Annotated in this window: 14 protein-coding genes; 1 reads left to right on the top strand and 13 read right to left on the bottom strand. The window is 46.1% G+C overall.

Going from position 1 to position 16,663, the window contains the following annotated elements; translation table 11 throughout:
- Window positions 1-5 precede the first annotated feature (5 nt).
- From FND36_03420 to FND36_03395, 6 genes are all read right to left on the bottom strand, one after another.
- The gene (locus tag FND36_03420; protein QDW73169.1) at window positions 6-851 is read right to left on the bottom strand and encodes an ABC transporter ATP-binding protein; all 846 of its coding nucleotides are present in this window, start codon (window positions 849-851) and stop codon (window positions 6-8) included.
- Window positions 836-1,633 (bottom strand): hypothetical protein, encoded by a 798-nt coding sequence (locus FND36_03415; GenBank protein ID QDW73168.1) that lies wholly within the window; start codon window positions 1,631-1,633, stop codon window positions 836-838. The genes FND36_03420 and FND36_03415 overlap by 16 nt, the downstream gene beginning before the upstream one ends.
- A gap of 71 nt (window positions 1,634-1,704) precedes the next feature.
- A complete protein-coding gene (locus tag FND36_03410) occupies window positions 1,705-2,328 on the bottom strand; it encodes an ECF transporter S component (GenBank protein ID QDW73167.1) in 624 nt (207 codons plus the stop codon).
- 168 nt (window positions 2,329-2,496) lie between these two features.
- Entirely contained in the window at window positions 2,497-4,203 is a 1,707-nt protein-coding gene (locus FND36_03405) for a S8 family peptidase (GenBank protein QDW73166.1), read from the bottom strand.
- Between the two features lie 11 nt (window positions 4,204-4,214).
- Window positions 4,215-4,829 carry a rubrerythrin family protein gene (locus FND36_03400; protein ID QDW73165.1) on the bottom strand — a complete coding sequence of 205 codons (615 nt, stop codon included), beginning with the start codon at window positions 4,827-4,829 and terminating at the stop codon, window positions 4,215-4,217.
- Window positions 4,830-4,899: 70 nt separating this feature from the next.
- Complete coding sequence (locus FND36_03395) at window positions 4,900-5,916, bottom strand: glycosyltransferase (GenBank protein QDW73164.1); 1,017 nt, start codon at window positions 5,914-5,916, stop codon at window positions 4,900-4,902.
- A 155-nt stretch (window positions 5,917-6,071) separates the two neighbouring features.
- On the opposite strand from FND36_03395, the gene FND36_03390 reads away from it, so the two are divergent.
- Window positions 6,072-7,295, top strand: a complete 1,224-nt coding sequence (locus FND36_03390; protein ID QDW73163.1) for a 6-phosphofructokinase — start codon at window positions 6,072-6,074, stop codon at window positions 7,293-7,295.
- 190 nt (window positions 7,296-7,485) lie between these two features.
- Here FND36_03390 and FND36_03385 read toward each other — a convergent pair whose 3' ends face one another.
- The 7 genes from FND36_03385 to FND36_03355 form a co-directional block, all read right to left on the bottom strand.
- The gene (locus FND36_03385) at window positions 7,486-8,733 is read right to left on the bottom strand and encodes an IS256 family transposase (GenBank protein ID QDW73162.1); all 1,248 of its coding nucleotides are present in this window, start codon (window positions 8,731-8,733) and stop codon (window positions 7,486-7,488) included.
- A 313-nt stretch (window positions 8,734-9,046) separates the two neighbouring features.
- Window positions 9,047-10,819: a hypothetical protein gene (locus FND36_03380; GenBank protein QDW73161.1), complete on the bottom strand. Its 1,773-nt coding sequence runs from the start codon at window positions 10,817-10,819 to the stop codon at window positions 9,047-9,049.
- Complete coding sequence (locus FND36_03375) at window positions 10,795-12,264, bottom strand: hypothetical protein (GenBank protein ID QDW73160.1); 1,470 nt, start codon at window positions 12,262-12,264, stop codon at window positions 10,795-10,797. Before FND36_03375 ends, FND36_03380 begins: the two co-directional genes overlap by 25 nt.
- A gap of 234 nt (window positions 12,265-12,498) precedes the next feature.
- On the bottom strand, window positions 12,499-13,746 hold the full coding sequence (locus FND36_03370; protein QDW73159.1) for a 6-phosphofructokinase: 1,248 nt from the start codon (window positions 13,744-13,746) through the stop codon (window positions 12,499-12,501).
- Between the two features lie 83 nt (window positions 13,747-13,829).
- Entirely contained in the window at window positions 13,830-14,195 is a 366-nt protein-coding gene (locus tag FND36_03365) for a DUF1667 domain-containing protein (protein QDW73158.1), read from the bottom strand.
- Between the two features lie 15 nt (window positions 14,196-14,210).
- Window positions 14,211-15,215, bottom strand: coding sequence for an FAD-binding protein (locus tag FND36_03360; protein ID QDW73157.1), 1,005 nt, complete (start codon window positions 15,213-15,215; stop codon window positions 14,211-14,213).
- On the bottom strand, window positions 15,202-16,662 hold the full coding sequence (locus FND36_03355) for an NAD(P)/FAD-dependent oxidoreductase (protein QDW75525.1): 1,461 nt from the start codon (window positions 16,660-16,662) through the stop codon (window positions 15,202-15,204). The genes FND36_03360 and FND36_03355 overlap by 14 nt, the downstream gene beginning before the upstream one ends.
- Between the last annotated feature and the right edge of the window lies 1 nt (window position 16,663).

Here is a 16,663-nt window from a genome sequence, read left to right as displayed (position 1 = left end):
CCTTTCTACGTGGCTATTAACAGCTTCCGCGCCTCTTCATAAGTAACTGGTATCTTTCCGAAATCAAGCCCTTTTTTCCTCAATTCGTCAAAAATCACGCTGATCTGAGGAAGCTGTATGCCATGCTGTTCTAGGCTCCTATCCACAAGCACTTCATGCACCGGACCATTTACAATATTTTCTCCATCCTCAAGCACGATCACTTCATCTGCATATTCTGCCAAAAGATCGATCTTGTGTTCCACCAGAAGGATTGTCTTTCCCTCTTCTTTTAAAGTCCGAATAATCTTAAAGATACTTTCTGTTCCTTCTGGATCTAACTGAGAAGTCGGTTCATCAATGACTAAAATCTCGGGATCCAGCACCAGCACAGAGGCAAGGGCCACTCTCTGCTGCTGACCGCCGGACAATTCAAATGGATTTTTCATAAGAAGGCCTTCAATGTCCGTCTTCCTTGCGATATTTACCACTTTTTCTTCCATTTCTTCCGGATTGACTCCAAGATTTTCTAGTCCATAGGCAATCTCTTCCAAGACCGTTTCCCGGACACCAGAAATCTGGCTGAACGGATTCTGCAGCACATATCCCATCATTCTGGATACTTCGCCAGGACCATAAGAATCGATATCCTTTCCCTTGATCAGGACCTCTCCTTTCAATTCCCCTTTCTCGAATTTCGTAGCAAACCCACATACAATCACGCACAGTGTGGTTTTTCCCGATCCGTTTCCTCCGATGATCCCATAGAGTTTACCCGCTTCCAAGCTTAAATTAATGTTTTTCACTGCTGGTTTCTTTACAAGGGGATATGTATAGGTCACATCTTTTAATTCGATTATCTTATCAGCCATATAACTGTTCCTCCTATTGCGCAAAGTACAATAATTACGGAAATAGTCAACGCGATTTTTTCATATCCGTTTCGAGTGGCTGGAATCATGATCGTTTTCTCGCATTGTACAGAAAACGCTTTAGATTCCAGCGTCAGCGCGCGTTCTCCTACCTCCAGCATGGCATTTACTACCAACGGAATAATGATCGGAACAAACGCTTTTGCCCTTACAAAAACATTTCCTTCTGTCTCTACTCCTCTTGCCCTCTGCGCATCCATAATGGTATAGACATTCATCCGCATCACATCTGTCATCTTAAAAGTGGAAAGAAAGATATACGCCGCTTTATGATTTAACCCGCTTTGCTCCATTGCGTGGGTAATTTCCTGATAGCTTGAAGTCTTAAACAACCAGAAAAAAATCCCTGCTACATTCAAAATATTAAACGCTAATGTCATCCCTTTCGCCAAACCATCTTGATAAATGTGAAGAATTCCCCACTGCCACAAAAGCACTGGTTCGCTTCCCTTGATCAAAAATGTCTGGACTAGAAACACAAAACATGCTAAAAAGCCAAGACCTCTAATAAATGAAAAAAAATCTTTTATCTGCCCGCTGACCGCAAATATCAGAGGAATGCAAAAGGACAGCGGAACCAGTAGAATAGGCAGGCTTTTAATCTGAATAATATTCGCCAGTATGATCAGTATGATATATAGTCCCAATAATTCTATCTTACATATGGGATACAACCCGGCTACTTTATTTTTCTTTTGCTTCATTAGTTCTTCGCGATACATAAGTCCTCCATTTTCCCACCGTACAAAAGAGGCTTTCGCACCAGCCGGCGAAGCCTCTTTTGACAACTGGTCTATTCTGCTTTTTTCTTTGTGTAGTTCGTTCCCAGGCTATATTTGATCAACGTGCGATCTGGAATTACTTTGATCACAGCAAACGAAACAAGAATTGAAAGTGACCGATCCACAAGATTTACCCAAAAATCCGTTCCGATTACCGCCGTAACAATATTCGTCCCCGCTGCCATCAAACTTGCAATAGCCACAGACTGTCCCCCATTTCCCGACACACCGCCAAATCCAAAGATGGTGATTGGAGATGCGGTACAGATCGTTGCCAGAATCAGGGCTACTACAATAACCACAAGTTTCCATTTCTGTGTGGTAAACCACTTCTTTCTGGCAAACGCTCCAGCCACAAGCCCAACTGCAGCAGAAGTGATTGCAAATGGAATCAGTGTCGGACTGCTTGTAATCCCCATACATAAGTTGGTAAGGATACCTGTTACAGCGGCTGTCCATGGCCCTGAAAGCATAGCAATAAGGACTGTTCCGATCACATCCAAAAAGATAGGAAGCTGCAGCAGTCGTACAATCTGATCTCCGACAATATTGACTGCTACACAGATCGGGATTGTCAGCAATGCTACCATTGAGAAATCCTCTTTGATCGAATACTTTTTCTTCTGTTCTGTCATAATTTTGTCCCTCCTTGTATGAAATTCCTTTAATTGGTGTTCATTATAACTTTCTCTTGTAACATTTCAACAAAGCAGGAACATGAGTATGCGATTTGCACAATCTTTTTTCATTTTCTATAGTTTTTATACATTTTTTGAAAACATTTAACAAAATAACATTATTTATTATATTGGCAGACTATTTCTTACACACAGAGCTCCATATCCCACCTGAGGATTTGGATAATTTGTAAACCCAGGCAAAGGTTTCGCCCCGCGGCGCAGATAGGCTTTGATCTTCTCGCCGTACAGATAAGGATCATTCCCCCTGACGATCCCCCATTCCATAAGAAGCGCCGCTCCCCCGGCCACAAAGGGTACCGCAAAAGAAGTTCCGGTAAATTCAGCCATTCCCCCTTCCGCCGCCGGCGCGGAAATATTTACCCCAGGCGCCGCCAAGTCTGGTTTTACCGCTATCCCCTCCCGCACATACCCGCGGCCTGAAAAATCGGCGTAGACCAGTGTCCGGGCGTTGTACGCGCCCACAGAAACCGCGCGGCCGGCCGTTGCCGGAATTGTGATCGTCCTTCCCTCTTGGGGAAATAAAAATCCGGTTCCTTGGTTCAGCGCCTCTTCACTGGGAAGCCACATCTCATATTCCCCTGAAACGATCTTCCTGGGAGACAATACGATCTTCCATACCCCTGGATCAACATAGTCTTCTGCCGGGAGAAAATCGATAAAAATTTCCTGAGCAGTGCTATAGGGGCTTGGTTCTCCGTAATATAAGAGGATTTCCGTCTCCCCGGCCGTGAAACGCTGAGGTCCAAGAACCTCCTGGATCGGCCCGATCCTGATACCGGACGGGGAGATAAGGGCAATATCTGCCACGTCTGTATATGCCTTCCAGATTTGGATATTCAACGAGGGCTGATTCCTCTGTACCGCAAGTTCGACTACTTCTTCCTGATCCTCCAAAAGCGTTCCAGACGTGTGTCCCGCGCTGGCCGCCTCGTTCCCTGCCCCGATGCAGATGCTGCTTTTCCAGATATTCGATATATCATCAATGAAACGCTCCAGCAGAGAAGTTCCATTGTGGGGCCCATAGGTATTTCCAAAACTGATATTCACCACCACCGGCATCTGATATTCCAGCGCTTTGCGGATCACAAAATCGATTCCTGTCATCAATTCCGTTGTCCTTGGGAAGCCTTCCGGCGATGGGCTTCCAAGCTTAACCACCAAAAGCTCACTTTCCTTGGCTACTCCAGCCGCGATTCCTGCCACCGCGGTCCCATGACCAGACCGATCCACAGACGGCACCGCCTCAAATCCTTCTTTTTCTTCCGCCTTCAAAGCCCTGTCTATTTCCTCCTTTGTGTACTCTCTTCCATATTCATAGCCTTTCGGCGGACTGCCCTCTTTGGTATTCAAAGACTGATCCCATAGGCTTCGGATTCTGGTCGTTCCATCAGCTTTGCGAAAATTCTGAAGAGTATAATCAATCCCTGAATCAATGACAGCTATTAGCACGCCCTGTCCAAACAAAGAAAAATGGACGTCCTGTACCTCATTGATACAAGACACCCGCTTTCCTTCCTCTATCTGGAAATAGAGTCTTTTCGGTTTCTCAATATATTCCACTTCTGTCAGAGCCGCCAGCTCCTGAATCTTGGATTCAGCCACTGTAACGACCGCGTATTCATTCATAAGTTCTGTCGTCCTTACCGCGATCTCCCTTACACGGTCAAGACTTCCTGAATATTTGATGATCAAGTCCCATTCCCGTTCCACCGGATGATATCCCACGTCTAATTCAAGAGACTTATCCCTTTCTTCCCAAGTCGCATCCAGCGCAAGATTCAACAAATTCTCCGTTTTCTGCCCTTCCATATTCCACCTCGCTATTTCTCCATAAACTCACATTCCAGATACGGAGCAAGGCTGGCCGGGATAAAATACCCTCTGGCATGTCGGCATACCGGGCATACCTGAGGCGCCATCTTTCCGTGATAGATATGACCGCAGTTCAGACACATCCATGCCTGTTCCTTATGACTCTCGAAATATTGATTGGCTTCCAAAAGATCCGCCAGTTTCCCGAAGCGTTTCGCGTGGATTGCTTCAATCCTGGCAATCTGGATAAAAGACGAGGATACCTCCAGAAATCCTTCCTCCCTTGCCGTCTCCCCAAAAGCTTGATAAACATCCTCTGCCTCTTCCCTCTCATTGTGCTCCGCCGCCTTTAGGAGATCCGCGACTCCGTCGAAATGATCTACCGGGTAACTCCCATTGATTTCTACCGACGTTCCCGACAGGTTTTTCAGCAGGTCATAGAATCGTTTCGCATGAGCCCGTTCCTGATCCGCTGTAAATAAAAAAATCTGGCTTACCGCAAAAAAGCCCTGTTCTCCCGCCGTTTCCGCCGCGATGGTATATCTGTTTCTCGCCTGACTTTCTCCGGCAAACGCGCGCATTAAATTTTCTCTGGTTTTGCTTTCTTTAAAATCAACAGCCATGTCACACACTCCTATCTGTTTTTATTAGTAGTATGTTCCATGGCTGACTGTTTATTCCTGTAAAATAAAATTAGTTAAACCCTATGATCCGCCTGGCAACGCTGTATGCGAGAGAGGATATCTTTCTTCCTGATTTTCCCGGAATATTCATAGTCTGTCCCAGAATACCATAGCGGATCTTTAAAAATGTCTTAAAATCTTTTTTCTTCAGATAGCGCCACAAAGCCTTTTTCTTTTCCAGATTCTCCGGATTTTTGGACCGGATCAGCAGAATCGAGGAAACGGTCATCATGATCGCGAGATAATTGATCATGTACTGTCTCAGCTTTTTACATGGAATATCTTTTAATTGATACATATCGATCATACTCATAGTGACAAAAATCTGCTGATCTACTCTTGCGATCATCACTTTCTCATTGACCGACTGATCCTCCCTTCCGATAAAGTACCGGTAAAAGTCTACATCCAGATAATAAATCTTGCGTACGCAGGGAAGCGGATAATAGACATAGATATTATCTACATAAAAAGTATGTTTAGGCAGTTTCATCTGACTTAGCTTCAGCATGTCTGTCCGGTAGATAACAGAATGCATAAGAATATACTGGTCCAAGTGGAACCGTCCAATATCCTCCCATCGGAAGATCGTATCCTGCGGAAGCACATTGCGGTAATGGATGCATTTCTTGCGGGAAGCTCCTACTTTCTCGTAAACATAGTTGGAAACCAGCATGTCGATCTCTTTTCCCTCTTCCTCCAGCTGCTTCAAAAAATCCAGGATCTTGCCAAGCGCCTCTTCGTCAACCCAGTCGTCGCTATCTACTACTTTAAAATATTTCCCTGTGGCGTTGACAAGCCCATGATTGACCGCATCTCCATGACCACCGTTTTCTTTATCTACTACTCGGATGATATCAGGATATTTTTCCATATACTCATGAGCGACCCTGGAAGTACCATCTTTAGAGCCGTCATTTACAATAATGATCTCTACGTCTTCTCCTCCCGGAAGAATACTTTCGATCGCGTGTGCCATATAAGCTTCTGAATTATAACATGGAATTGCGAATGATATATATTTCATTGACAGGTATCCTCCTCTATTTCTTCCTTTCAGTATAAGTCATTCTACATTATTTTCCAACAAATTTCAAAAAGATATACCGTATTACATTGTAAAAATCGTAATTTTTCGATATAGTAGATGTATATGCGAGATTAAGATTGGAGGGATTATTTATGAAGAAAAACATCATCGTCGGACAGTCTGGAGGTCCCACCGCCGTCATCAATGGCAGTCTTTACGGAGTTGTCTCTGAGGGACTTCGGCAATCAGAGGCAATCGGCCACGTATATGGCATGGTAAATGGAATCGAGGGATTTCTGGCAGACCGCTTTATGGAAATGGAACCGCTGGCCGAAAGCGGAGAATTAGAATTTGTACGCACTACTCCGGGCGCTTACCTTGGCTCCTGCCGGTATAAACTGCCGGAGGACCTGTCTGATCCTGTTTACCCCAAGCTGTTCCAAAAGCTTGATGAAAAAGAGATCGGTTATTTCTTCTATATTGGTGGAAACGATTCTATGGACACCGTCAGCAAACTCTCCCGCTATGCGGCAGGAATCGGAAGCGATATCCGCTTCATCGGAGTCCCCAAGACCATCGATAACGACCTGGTACATACCGATCACACGCCGGGATACGGAAGCGCTGCCAAGTACGTAGCTTCTGTAGTCCGTGAAATCGCGGCAGACGCCGCCGTTTATGACAACAAACCATCCGTAACCATCGTCGAGATCATGGGACGCCATGCCGGATGGCTGACCGCCGCCAGTGCTCTTGCCCGCAAGTTTGATGGAGACAACCCGGTTCTGATCTATCTGCCTGAAGTTGCGTTTGATCAGGATGCGTTTATTGAAAAAGTAAAGGAAAATCTGAAGACCACTTCCAATCTGGTGGTATGTATTTCAGAAGGAATCAACGATGGAAAAGGTACATTTATCTGTGAATACGCCAGCGAAGTTGGTACCGATAACTTTGGGCATAAAATGCTCACCGGCTCCGGCAAATATCTTGAAAACCTGGTCAAAGCAAAGCTGGGTGTGAAAGTGCGTTCTATTGAGCTGAACGTATGTCAGCGCTGCTCCAGCGCTCATCTTTCCAGCGTAGACTTAACAGAGGCAATAAACGCCGGAATCTATGGCGTCCAGGCAGCCCTTGCAGGAGAAACCGGCAAGATGATCACCTTTGTCCGGGGCCGCAGTCTTCCTTATGAATTATCCTACGGAACCGCAGACGTAAACCTGATCTGTAATGAAGAAAAACCAGTTCCTTCAGAGTGGATCACAAAAGACGGTTCCGATATCAGCGATGCGTTCATTGAATACGCGAGACCTCTTATCCAGGGGCATGTGGAACTTCCTACCAAAGACGGTGTTCCGGTCTTCGCGTACCGGAAATAAAAAGACATAATATCTGGGAGAGACCGTTTCAAGTTTTGTGTAAACTAAAAAAACTGATATAAGATATGTTATTAGTTACTTTGGGCAGAGCCGATTTTTTGAGGTCCTGCCCCTGCTTGTATTATAATGCAGTTTCCAGACATGTCAAGCAGAGCTGGCTTGGCCAGCCCTGCTTGACCACAGAAACGGCTTATAATCCAGATAATCGTTCTTCAAAAAATATCTCCAGCTGCGAATGGATCTGTCCCCAATCCTGTCGGTGGCCTGTCCATTTTTTCGTGATATCCATCATGGCCAAATACAGCATTTTTAAAAGGCTCTCATCGGAAGGAAACACTGTCTTGGATTTTGTGACTTTCCGGAGCTGGCGATTAAATCCCTCAATTGCATTGGTAGTATAGATCAGACAGCGGACCGCTTCCGGGTACTTAAAATAAGTCGAAAGATTCACCCAGTTATCTTTCCAGGATTTCGCTATTTTCGGGTATTTTCCGCTCCATTTGTCATCAAAGCTGTCCAGCTCTGCTAATGCGATTTCTTCTGTTGGAGCCGCATATACACGTTTCAGATCAGCCATCAGGGGCTTGAGTTCCTTATAGGAAACGAACTTCGTTGTATTCCGAATCTGATGAATGATGCATTGCTGGATTTCTGTCTGGGGAAATACCGCCTCAATTGCCTGAGGAAATCCTGTCAGCCCATCCACACATGCAATCAGGATATCTTCTACCCCGCGGTTCCTTAGCCCGTTCAAAATGGAAAGCCAGAATTTCGCGCTTTCGTTTTGGCCCACATACATGCCAAGCACGTCTTTATGTCCTTCCATGTCAATCCCAATGGCGATATAAACCGCACGTTTTACAATCCGGCCTTCATTGCGCACATGGTAATGGATGGCGTCCATGAAAACCACGGCATAAATCTCTTCCAATGGCCTTTCCTGCCATTCTTTCACAATGGGAAGGATCTTATCAGTGATTCGGCTGATGGTGCTGTCAGAGATTTCGATGTCGTATAGTTCACGCATATGGCTTTCAATATCATTCGTGGTCATTCCTTTGGCATACATAGAGATGATCTTTTCCTCCATGTCCTGAGTGACAGTATTCTGGTATTTCTTGACAATCTGCGGTTCAAACTCGCCTTTCCTGTCCCTGGGGATGTCGATTTCCATGTCTCCATAGCTGGTATGCATTGTTTTCTGAGAATGTCCATTTCTGGAATTATCCGTTTCCTTGTTACGATAATCATACTTAGAATAACCTAAGTCCTCGTCCATCTCCTGGTCCAGAACACCTTCCAGAATGATGGACATCATGTCCCGCATGATAGAGTTAACATCTGTCCCATCTTTGACTTTAACATTGTTTTCTTTCATGTAGTTGCCCATCATTTCTCGAAGGGCTGCTTTTTGTGGGGTATCCTTTTTCCTTGCCATAAAATAAACCTCCAAACTGGTAAGTCTATCTTACATCAGTTTGAAGGTTTACACAAACTTTGGGATACTCCCATCTGGGAGGGTCTGAGAAAGGATTTGCGGTGTTCATAATTTGTTCATCTTATTTTCAAAATTCTTTTACTACTTTAACATTCTTTCTTCACAGCTCTTTCGTATACTATAACCATCGAAAGAGAAACAGACCATTGACTAGTAGTAAACTACTATTTTGAATAAACTTTTTCATAATACATGCCAGGGATCGGGCAACCGGTCACCTGGCATCCTCCCTTTTATGGAGTATTTCCCCTTGCTACTTCCCTTTTCTTTTCCTCCAGATCAGAAATCCCGCACTTCCCACTGCAGCCATAATACCCGCTGCTCCTCCCATAATCCATGGTGTTTTGTTCCTCGCTTCTTCTTTTCCTTTTTCTACATTCGGCGTCTCCCTGCTTAATCCCAGCTTCCGTGCCACCGGCTCCGCCAATTTCTGAAATAAATTTTTCTTTTCCACAATCTGGAACAAAATGCTTTCTTCTGCCAGATTCCCCGCCCGGTCCCTAGCTTCCACCCGGACTTCACAATTACCGTATTCTTCAGCCGTATACTCATAGACTCCCTTTCCCCGCGTAATCTCCTGCTCTTTCCCATTGATCCAGATTTTATGGATCTGATCTTCGCTTTTCTCTGTACGCACCTGGAATGTAATCTTTTCTTCGTATTTCTTCCCATCTTCCACATTAAGAAACTCAATTTCGGGGGCTGTATGATCAATCACAAAGCCCGCGCTGGCTTCCGCCCGGTTTCCTGCCGCATCTTCTACATTTACCTCCAGCGTATGCCGTCCTTCCTCTGTCACTTCCTTTCCTTCCGGATATAACCGACCGTCCAGCCGGATCTCATAAGCATAGGTCGTAAAATCCTGGATCCACTCTCCAGCCGGATAATCCCAGGCAAATGCCTTTAAATATTTCCCCTGGATCTGGTCTACCTTACGGATGATGGGGTCCTTCTGGTCAAGGATGACCTGGATTCCCGCCTTTGTTTCGTATCCTGCCTGATCTTTAGCCAAAAGCCGCGTCCGGTAGATTCCATCTTCCGTCAGCTTACGCTCTAAAATCCGCCTTGTTCCATCGGAGCTCCAGTTTCCGTCAGCCAGGACCGTTTTATTTCCATCTATATTCTCCCAGACGGTTTGTTCCTGCATCTGCGCCAAAACATTCTCTTCCTCTATCGTACAGGTCAGCGTCACTGGCTTGCTGGTGATCAGATACTCTGCCGCCCCGGTAATCTCAGCCTTTGGAGCTTGCGCATCAATATAGAGGGTCTCCGTCTTGTGCGTCTCGTTTCCCGCCAAGTCTCTTGCTGTTGCCGTCACACTTACCCCCTGACCTGACACGGAGTTTTCTTTGATCGTGAAAACCGCCTGCTTTTCTTTCAATCTGCCTGTTTCCTTTCCGCCAGCGGTACAACAGACTTCTTCCACCCCGCTTACAGAGTCTGCTCCTTCCACATATAGTTCTGCTTTGCCCTGATGCCATCGATCAAATCCTCCTGGGGTACTCATTTTAATTTCCGGCCCCTGAGTATCTACATTTACTTCTATCTTTTCCTCACAATCTTCTACTTTTTGCTGTTCTTCATCTTCCATCCAGATATAAATGTCATTCCGCCCCTCCCGGAAATCCTTAAATGTTATTGTCTCTCCTTCCTCCTGTATACTGCCTTGGGCAAGGATTATCTCTTCTGCTGTCAGCCGGTATCTGGTCACTCCCCTTTTGCTTCTGTGACTCAATTGTATTTCTGGTTTATGGCGGTAGTAACCATTCTTTCCATCTGGTTCTGGAACTTTTACAACAAACTTGCAGATCGGCTCTTCTGGTCCTTCCTCTTCTGGTTCTTCCTCTTCCGGCTCCTGTCCTCCTTCTTCCTCTTTATTTCCCGCCTCCTGTTCCCCAGTATCTGTTTCTTCTTCACTCTGACTTCCTGTACCTTTGTTCTCCGCCTGGAGCACAGATCCCTGCTGAAGATAGATCATTGCTAATACCAGACTGAGTAAAATTAGGTATCTGCTTCTTCTGACCATGCGTTTCCTCCTTCCGTTTTGATTCCATATTCCCGCATCAGTTTTTGAAATTCTTCCTCCTGTTCAAGGACCGGAAGCTCTCCTAAGAATCTGTTGATCGTCTGAAGACAGATTCCCCGGTCTTCTTTTGATATTCGAAGCAGGTTCTTAAGATACTCGATCCTTAGTTCCTTTGACTCCGGACATTCCCGGATTCCTTCCTCCAGCTTTTTCAAAGCTTCCGCCTCCGTCCCGTCTGAAACCATAAGAGCCGCCATCTTTTTATAAAGCTCCTCCCTTTCTTCTTTGCCTTCTTCCACCTTCATCTGCCGCTCATACAACTTGACCGCTTCTTTGTTTTGTCCGCTTTTCTCCATGGCGCCTGCCATGATCCCCAAAATCTGCGGCTGTTCTTCTTTCTCTCCTGTGTCCAGGCAGATCTCTCCGATTCTTAAAATGGCTTCCAGATCCTTTCTATTGTCCAGATAGTGGTATCCCTTTAACAGGCACTGATAATAGAGTTCTTTCTCGTTTTCAGGAATCTGGTCTTCAATATTTTCTAAAGCCTTCCTGAGTTCTTCCCCTTTTACCTCTTCCCCCTGCAAAGCCTGACACAGCAACTCCATTTCCCCCGCCAGAAGCGCTCCTTTTGCTCTCTGGAAATAAGCGCTCCCTCTTTCGTAGTCTTTAAGCTTTGTAAGGCAGAGTAATCCCATCTCCATGCAAATTGTTTCTGTCTCCTCAGCTTCCTTGACTGTTTCCTGGTATTCCTTTTCCTGTACCGCCGTATCACTTTTCCCGCTCTGACAGCTTTTTAAAAATCCAGACAGGATGATAAAAGCTATGGCCGCTGCCCCTCCGATGAGCGCCGCTTTCCGTTTTCTCTGTGATGTTTTGGGTTTTTCTGTTTTCGATTCTGGAAAATATTTTTGAATCTCTGAAATTGATTGAAATGCTTGTTTAGACTGCCTTCCCAGACATCTTGATATGATCTTCTTAAACTTTCTCTCTTCGCTTCTGTTAAGCTTTGGTTCCAGTTCCGTTTCTGACAATAGATATTGTAAAGTCCTGCCAAAACCATAAATATCAAGTTCAACACTGGCTTCCTGATAGTAAGGCGCCTCCGGAGGGAGAAAATATTCCCGGACGATTCGCCGCCGCATTTTCTGCAGAGTTTCTTCATTGGACGACACACTCAGATCGAGGAAATATACGTTTCCATCTTCTCCCATAATGACACTGTATGGATTTACATACTGATAATATTTCTTTTTTCTGCACTTATGGATATTATCCAGCTGCTTTGCAAGAAGGCGGATGATCCGCATGAATTCCTCTTTTGGCATACCCTGATGATATTTCAGCCAATTTATCATAGGAGCGCCCCGGATACATCCAGAACTGATATAACAGACCTGGTTATGCTGAATCAGACGCAATACGTCATACTCTCCTTTTTCCGCCATCGGCAACACCTCACATTCATTTTAAAAAAGGAAAAATGGAAAATCTTTAGATGTTTTTAAGAAATTTTTGAAGGTTCAGATCTGATAGAGTGATATTTATATTACTGGATTTTGCTCTAAAAAGCAAGCCCCTTCTTTCAATAAATTTCAGCAAGATGATTCCCTGATTGCCTTGCCAAAAGAAAAAGAGCAGTTCAGTCCCGCAAAAAGCGCGGACCGGACTGCTCATCACATTTATCTGTGGCTTAACTCTTTCGGAGTGTATAGATGCCTTGGGATTCCATCTACCATGACTGGTGATACGTCTCCCTGGATCAGCGGTCTTACATAAGAGATAAATTCGCTGGTCACATAGGTTCCTTCTTTGTTGACCCACTCTCTTGGCACAAGTTTCTCATCGTTTGCGATCTTATGCACATCCTTTACCTCTGTTCCGCACTGATAGGGGTCGTCAGAAAGTCTCTGGAGTACTACCATCTTTCCGGAATCTCCTTCATCCGCGGCCTTTACCGCCGCGCCGCCTACCTGATAAGCTTCCAGGATATCTACTCTGGACGCCGCGTGGGAGGCGGAACGCTGTAAGGTACTCAGCTCGATGGCGCGGGTCTTACAGCCGATCTCGCCGGCAATATAGCTGGCCAGATAAGAAGCAGTACCTGACAATTGTTTATGGCCAAAAGCATCTACAAAATCGATGCTGTTTCCCAGTTCGCATACATAGTTGCCGTCTGCTGTACGGATTCCTTCTGATACAGCGACTACAATGGAGGGCTTGATCTCCAAAAGCTTTTTCACTTTTTCACCAAATTTCTTCAGATCAAAAGTAACTTCCGGCAGATAGATCAGATCTGGCCCTTCACAGTCTTCCCCTTCAGACAGGGCCGTCGCGCCCGTCAGCCATCCGGCGTTGCGCCCCATGATCTCTACGATCGTCACAATGCCTTTTTCATATTCCAGGCAGAATCCATCCCGGATGATCTCCTTCATTGAGGTACCGATATATTTTGCCGCGCTTCCGTATCCCGGCGTATGATCGGTCAGGGCAAGGTCGTTATCGATCGTCTTCGGACAGCCCACAAACCGGGTGGGATGCCCGGTAATGATCGCGTAATCGGAAAGCTTCTTGATGGTGTCCATGGAGTCGTTTCCGCCGATATAGATAAACGCTTCGATATCCAGTTTATCCAAGATCGCGAAAATCTTATCATAGACCGCTCTGTCTTCATGGATCTCCGGCAGTTTATACCGGCAGGAACCAAGGAATGCGGCAGGCGTCCGCTTCAGAAGCTCCGCATCCAATTCTGTTTGGATATGATCTGCCAGATCAATGTATTTCTCTTCCAGCAGTCCCTGGATCCCATGGAGCATTCCATATACTTTTTTCGCTCCTCTGTCTTTCGCCGTACGATATACGCCGGCCAGACTTGAATTAATGGCTGCCGTCGGACCTCCGGATTGTCCGACAATCACGTTTCTTTTCATAGCAAAGAGTCCCCTTCCTTCTTTCAAGTTTGCGTCAATACCAATATTTTAGTATATTTTACTTAAAATGTCCATATTTTTCGCTATTTCTTAGGCACATTCACCGTTGCCACAAGATTTGTTCCGGTGTCCGCCACATTTGTCAGCAATATATCTCCAATCCGCACCGGCGCTTGGACTTTCAGATTTTTAATCTGTTCCATACAGTCCATGATCTTTTCTTTAGGAATCTCTCCCGCCGTTTTGACAGATACTCTTGGAAGTATGCCTCCTTCTACTTCCAGGGTCGTGGTCACTGTCCGTGTGGGATCCGTAATCTCTTTCTGAGCGTAGATATATCCCCGCATACATCGGTTTCCCTCCACGTCCATGACTTCTCCATCCTCAGCTTCAACCGTCATTTGACAGCCGTTAGGACAGATAATACAAGTCATCTGTATTTTTTCCATCTTCCTGACGCCTCCTTATTTTGAAAGAATTCTCTGTTCAATTTCTTCCAGATACATGGCCGCGCAGCGGCCGGCTTTTTCTGCCTCTTGTGAAACATGATCCACAAGATCATGGACATGCAGCACATTTCCACAGGCAAACATTCCGGGGACTGTTGTTTCCAGACGTTCATCCACCACCGGTCCGCCCGTTTTTTCGTCCATCTCCGCCCCCGCCTCTTTCGTCAGCTCATTTTCCGGTATCAGCCCCACAGAAAGAAGCAGTGTATCACAGGCATAGAATTCTTCCGTCCCAGGAATCGGAATTTTCCGTTCATCTACTTGAGCAAGGGTAACACCCTCGATATGCTCTTTTCCAAAAATATCCACTACCGTGTGATTTAATTTCAATGGAATCCCATAATCCTCCAGACATTGGACGATATTCCTCTGAAGACCGCCTGACTTTGGAAGAATCTCCACCACAGCTTTTACCTTGGCTCCTTCCAACGTCATTCTTCTTGCCATGATCAAACCGATATCCCCAGATCCTAGAATCACGATCTGGCGGCCCGGCATATATCCTTCCATATTTACCAATCTTTGCGCGGTTCCCGCCGTATAGATACCGGCCGGCCGAAATCCCGGCACATTCAGCGCGCCTCTTGGTCTTTCTCTGCAGCCCATCGCAAGAATGAGCGCTCTGGCCTCAATCTGCTCCATTCCTCTTTCCCGGCTCATAACGGTAAGGATCTTCCTTTTTTCTTCCACATGGATTCCCACTACCATCGAGTCAAGTCTGTATGGAATTTTTTCTTTCTGCACCTGTTCAATATATCTCCAGGCATACTCCGGACCTGTCAGCTCTTCTTTAAATGTGTGCAGGCCAAATCCATTGTGGATGCATTGATTTAAGATCCCCCCAAGAACACTGTCTCTTTCCAGGATCAAAATCTTCTCCGCTCCCTGGCCTTTCGCCGCCAAAGCCGCCGCAAGACCTGCCGGGCCGCCGCCAATGACTGCCACATCATATATCTTCATCTTCTTGCCCTCCTGATATGCCATCTCTGATGCGTCCCTCCAACATTCTGGAATCCGGACCCGATTTTCGGATTTCCAGCATATCGATCTTTTGCTCCCGTGACAGCAATTCCATTACTTTTGGCGAGCAAAAACCTCCCTGGCAGCGTCCCATTCCTGCCCGCACTCTTCGCTTGATACCATCCATCGTCTTTGCGCCGAGAGGCCTGTGGATCGCTTCTAATATCTCTCCTTCTGAAATCATCTCGCACCGGCACACAATATTCCCATATGCGGGATTCTCCTGGATCAGCCGGCTCCTATCTTCCAAAGACAGCTCCTCTGGCCTTATGATCCCTTTGCGGAATGGATGGAACTCGTCCTTACGGGGAAGGCAAAGTTTCCTGCTCACCATTTCTCCCAGCAGTTCTCCGATCGCAAGGCAAGACGTAAGACCTGGGGATTCAATACCTCCACAGTCGAAAAATCCATCTTCTGACTCCTGTATCACAAAATCGTCTCCCGGCTCGTGAGCGCGAAGCCCCGCAAAAGAAGTGATCACCTGCTTCAGCGGAATATCCCGGACCGCCTCCCGGCATTTCTCTTGAACCTTCTCCAAACCTTCTCTTGTGGTATTAACCCCCTCCTTGTCCCGGATATCCTCCGCTGTCGGGCCTACAAGAAGATTCCCATGTACCGTCGGCGTTACAAGCACTCCTTTTCCATACGGGCCTGGCAGGGTAAAGATAGTTCGAGAGACATGTTCGCCCGCCGTTTTGTCAAGAAGCATGTATTCCCCTTTTCTTGGGATGATCTCCATCTTTTCTCCACAGACCAGATTATGGATCTGATCCGCATACACTCCCGCCGCATTGATCACAATCTTTCCTTTATAGCTTTCCCCCGACTTGGTCTTGACAGCATAGTTGTCCCTCTCTCTTACTATTTCCGTCACTTCCTGTCTAAACCGGAATTCCACGCCGTTCTCACAGGCATTTTCAGCCAGCGCCAGATTCAATTCAAAAGGACAGACGATTCCTCCTGTAGGCGCATAAAGAGCCGCCCATGCCCTTTCTGAAATATTGGGTTCCAGTTGACGCAGCTCTTCTTTTTTGAGGATCCGCAGTCCTGGAACTCCATTCTTTCTGCCACTTTCCATAAGACGTTCCAATTCTTTTTCCCTGGCTGAATCTGTACAAACCACCAGAGAACCATTCCTTACGAAAGGAATCTCCAATTCTTCTGCCGCCTGATCCATCATCTGATTTCCGCGCACATTCATCTTTGCTTTCAGGGAACCTGGCTTTGCGTCAAACCCCGCATGGATGATTCCGCTGTTTGCCTTTGAAGTTCCTTCGCAGACATCCTCTTCTCGCTCCAGCACGCATATTTTCGCCTGATACCTTGCCAGTTCTCTGGCCGCTCCGCATCCAGAGACTCCCGCTCCGATGATCAAAATATCATACATC

The sequence above is a fragment of the Lachnospiraceae bacterium KGMB03038 genome (assembly GCA_007361935.1).
GTDB lineage: Bacteria > Bacillota > Clostridia > Lachnospirales > Lachnospiraceae > Massilistercora.
This window is presented reverse-complemented; position numbering and strand designations above follow the sequence as displayed.

Excerpts from the sequence above, each read along its gene's own strand:
- FND36_03420 (QDW73169.1), bottom strand. The coding sequence starts at position 851 with ATGGCTGATAAGATAATCGAATTAAAAGATGTGACCTATACATATCCC.
- FND36_03415 (QDW73168.1), bottom strand. The coding sequence starts at position 1,633 with ATGTATCGCGAAGAACTAATGAAGCAAAAGAAAAATAAAGTAGCCGGG.
- FND36_03410 (QDW73167.1), bottom strand. The coding sequence starts at position 2,328 with ATGACAGAACAGAAGAAAAAGTATTCGATCAAAGAGGATTTCTCAATG.
- FND36_03405 (QDW73166.1), bottom strand. The coding sequence starts at position 4,203 with ATGGAAGGGCAGAAAACGGAGAATTTGTTGAATCTTGCGCTGGATGCG.
- FND36_03400 (QDW73165.1), bottom strand. The coding sequence starts at position 4,829 with ATGGCTGTTGATTTTAAAGAAAGCAAAACCAGAGAAAATTTAATGCGC.
- FND36_03395 (QDW73164.1), bottom strand. The coding sequence starts at position 5,916 with ATGAAATATATATCATTCGCAATTCCATGTTATAATTCAGAAGCTTAT.
- FND36_03390 (QDW73163.1), top strand. The coding sequence starts at position 6,072 with ATGAAGAAAAACATCATCGTCGGACAGTCTGGAGGTCCCACCGCCGTC.
- FND36_03385 (QDW73162.1), bottom strand. The coding sequence starts at position 8,733 with ATGGCAAGGAAAAAGGATACCCCACAAAAAGCAGCCCTTCGAGAAATG.
- FND36_03380 (QDW73161.1), bottom strand. The coding sequence starts at position 10,819 with ATGGTCAGAAGAAGCAGATACCTAATTTTACTCAGTCTGGTATTAGCA.
- FND36_03375 (QDW73160.1), bottom strand. The coding sequence starts at position 12,264 with ATGGCGGAAAAAGGAGAGTATGACGTATTGCGTCTGATTCAGCATAAC.
- FND36_03370 (QDW73159.1), bottom strand. The coding sequence starts at position 13,746 with ATGAAAAGAAACGTGATTGTCGGACAATCCGGAGGTCCGACGGCAGCC.
- FND36_03365 (QDW73158.1), bottom strand. The coding sequence starts at position 14,195 with ATGGAAAAAATACAGATGACTTGTATTATCTGTCCTAACGGCTGTCAA.
- FND36_03360 (QDW73157.1), bottom strand. The coding sequence starts at position 15,215 with ATGAAGATATATGATGTGGCAGTCATTGGCGGCGGCCCGGCAGGTCTT.
- FND36_03355 (QDW75525.1), bottom strand. The coding sequence starts at position 16,662 with ATGTATGATATTTTGATCATCGGAGCGGGAGTCTCTGGATGCGGAGCG.